This is a genomic window from Aeromicrobium sp. REDSEA-S32_B7, from assembly GCF_001626145.1.
In the GTDB taxonomy this organism is placed as follows: domain Bacteria; phylum Actinomycetota; class Actinomycetes; order Propionibacteriales; family Nocardioidaceae; genus Aeromicrobium; species Aeromicrobium erythreum.
In genome coordinates this window covers 1-3,330 of record NZ_LUNF01000261.1, presented here as the reverse complement: position 1 = coordinate 3,330, position 3,330 = coordinate 1, and the positions used below count along the sequence as shown (strand labels likewise).

The 3,330-nt window shown below is 76.0% G+C and carries 1 protein-coding gene and 1 pseudogene; both read left to right on the top strand.

Features of this window, described 5'->3' with window-relative positions:
• Positions 1-196: 196 nt before the first annotated feature.
• Positions 197-2,368 (top strand): annotated as a pseudogene (locus A6Q79_RS16085) (type I polyketide synthase); the annotation flags it as partial.
• Between the two features lie 452 nt (positions 2,369-2,820).
• Positions 2,821-3,330 (top strand): beta-ketoacyl synthase N-terminal-like domain-containing protein (locus tag A6Q79_RS18725; protein WP_369038015.1); only part of this gene is annotated, 510 nt, incomplete at its 3' end.

The window sequence follows — 3,330 nt, the reverse complement described above, 5'->3', positions numbered from 1 at the left end:
GCTCGACGTCGCCCACGCGCTCGCGACCGGACGCTCACCCCTCGGGCACCGGGTCGGGCTGGTGCCGTCGCGCGACGACGCGGTTGCCGAGCTGAGGAGGGTGGCCGACGGCACGTCGCAGGCGGCACGCGGTGTCGTCGAGGCACCGCTGCGCCCGGTGTTCGTGTTCCCCGGCCAGGGCTGGCAGTGGGCCGGCATGGCCGTCGAGCTGCTCGACTCCTCGCCCGTCTTCGCCCGCACGATGCGTGAGTGCGCCCGCGCGCTCCGGCCGCACCTCGACCTCGACGTCGTCGCGTTCCTGCGCGAGGAGGCGGCGCGGGCGACGCCGGGTGGCGCCCTGAGCACGGAGCGGGTCGACCACGTGCAGCCGGTGATGTTCGCCGTCATGGTGTCGCTGGCGGCCACCTGGCGTGCCCAGGGCGTGGAGCCGTCCGCCGTCGTGGGTCACTCGCAGGGCGAGATCGCGGCGGCCTGCGTGGCCGGCCTGCTCACCCTGGAGGACGCCGCCCGCATCGTCGCGCGGCGCAGCGTGGCGATCGCGGGGATGACGCGCCGGGGTGCGATGGTCTCGGTCGCGGCTCCGGTGGAGCAGGTTCGTGAGCGGATCGGCGACGGGCTCGACGTCGCCTCGGTGAACAGCCCGACGTCCGTGGTCGTCGCGGGCGACGCCGACGCCCTGGAGCGGCTGGTCGCGGAGTGCGCGGCCGACGGCGTCCGTGCGACGCGGCTCCCCGTCGACTACGCCTCGCACTCGCGGCACGTGGACGACGTCGAGAGGGCGGTCCTCGAGGGACTGTCCCCGGCACCGCGCCCGCTGCCCGGTGCGGTCCCCATGCTGTCCACCGTCACCGGTCGGTGGGTGGGTCCGGGCGAGCTGGGCCCGCAGTACTGGTTCGACAACCTGCGCAGCACCGTGCGCTTCTCCGACGCCGTCGAGACGCTCGTCGAGAGCGGCCGGACGGCCTTCGTCGAGGTCAGCGCGCACCCGATCCTCCTGGCGCCGGTGGAGCAGACCGCCGAGGCGGTCGGCGTCGACGTCGTCACCGTCGGCACGCTGCGCCGTGCGAGCGGCGGTCCGGACGAGCTGGCCGCGTCGCTCGCACGGGCGTTCGTCGGCGGCGTCCCCGTCGACTGGCAGGAGACCTTCCGCGGCTCCGGCGCGACCCCCGTCGAGCTGCCCACCTACCCGTTCGAGCGGCGCCGGATCTGGTGGTCGCCGCCGGACCGGCGGGTCTCCGTCGGCGGCGAGCCCGACCCGCGGGCGTACCGGATCAGCTGGCGCCCCGTCGCCGCCGACCCCGGCGCGCGCCTGACCGGCACCTGGTGGGTGCTCCACCGCCCCGACCACGACGCCGGGCTGCTGGCCGGCGTCGAGCAGGAGCTGTCGCGCCGCGGAGCCCAGGTGGAGCGCCTCTGCGTCGCGCCGGGAGGCGCCGCGCACGACGTGGCCACAAGGCTCGACCAGGGCCTCGACGTCGCTGGCGTCCTGAGCCTGCTCGCCGTCGACGCGCCCGAGGACACGTCGGCGCCGCTCGACTCCGACGCCGTGCGGGACCTGCTCGGCGTGGTGCAGTCGGTGGTGGCCGCCGGTGCGACGACGCGGGTGTGGTGCGTCACGAGCGGTGCGGTCGCCACCGGTCCGCACGAGGCTGTGCGCACGCTGGGCGGCGGCGCCCTCTGGGGTCTCGGCCGGGTGGTCGGGCTCGAGAACCCCGCCGTGTGGGGCGGTCTCGTGGACCTTCCGGCGGACGTGGGCGACGACGTCGTGTCCCAGCTGGGGGCCGTGCTCGCCACCGACGACGGGGAGGACCAAGTTGCGCTGCGCGGCACCGGCCCCTGGGCGCGGCGGTGGGTCCGGGTCGCGGCACCCGCGACACAGCAGTGGCGCCCGCAGGGCACGGTCCTCGTCACCGGTGCGACCGGTGGCGTCGGTCGGCACGTCGCACGCTGGCTCGCCGGTCGCGGTGCCCGGCGCCTGGTGCTGCTGAGCCGGCGTGGCCCGCAGGCCCCCGATGCCGCGGCCCTGGTGCGCGACCTGGAGGAGGCCGGGGCCGAGGTCGACCTGCGCGCCTGCGACGTCACCGATCGTGACGCCCTCGCGGCGGTGCTGTCCGACATCGGCGACGACATGCCGCTGACGTCGGTCTTCCACGCGGCGGCCACGCTCGACGACGCCGTCGTGACCGAGCTGACGGCGGAGCGGATCGAGCGCTCGAGCCGCGCGAAGGTGCAGGGTGCCCTCCACCTCGACGCGCTGACGCGTGCCGGTGACCTGGACGACTTCGTCCTGTTCTCCTCGTTCGCGTCGGCGTTCGGGGCACCGGGGCTCGGCGGCTACGCCCCGGGCAACGCGGTGCTCGACGCGATCGCGCACGAACGTCGTCGCGCCGGCCTCCCGGCCACGTCGGTGTCGTGGGGCACGTGGGCCGGCGGAGGCATGGCCGAGGGGCCCGTGGCCGAGCGGTTCCGTCGCCACGGGGTGCTGCTGATGGACCCCGACGCGGCCACCGCGTCGCTGGTGTCGGCGCTCGACCGCGCCGACCCCGCGCCGATCGTGATGGACGTGCAGTGGCGACGCTTCCTCGCCGCCTACACGGCCCTGCGTCCGACCCGGCTCTTCGACGAGCTGTCGGACGCGGCCGAGCCTCCCGCGCACCCCGTGCGCGGGTCGGAGCCGGCGGGACCCGGACGCCCGCAGGACGTGGGCGCCCTGGCTGCGCTGGTGCGGGACCGGGTGGCGACCGTGCTCGGGCACGAGTCGTCGGACGCGGTCGACGTGGACCAGCCCTTCTCGCGGCTGGGCGTGGACTCCCTGTCGGCATGGGCTGCCGGCTGCCCGGCGGGGTCGACGGACCGCAGGCCCTGTGGGACCTCGTGGCCGCCGGCGCGACCACCGCGACGGACGCCCCCGACGACCGCAGCTGGAGCGTGGGCGAGCTGGCGCGCGGCGGCGTGGCGCGAGGCAGCTTCATCGACGGAGCGGGCGACTTCGACGCGGCGTTCTTCGGCATCTCGCCGCGGGAGGCGTTGGCGATGGACCCGCAGCAGCGCCACGCGCTGCAGTCGGTCTGGGAGACGCTCGAGCACGCCGGCATCGCGCCGGACTCGCTGCGCGGCAGCCGCACCGGCGTCTTCGTGGGCCACTCGAACCAGGGCTACGGCACGGGGGCCGTGGAGGAGGACGTCGACCTCGAGGGCTACCGGCTGACGGGCTCCACCGCCAGCGTGGTCTCGGGTCGGGTGGCGTACGTGCTGGGTCTGGAGGGGCCGGCGATCACGGTGGACACGGCGTGCTCGTCGTCGTTGGTGGCGTTGCATCTGGCGGTGGGG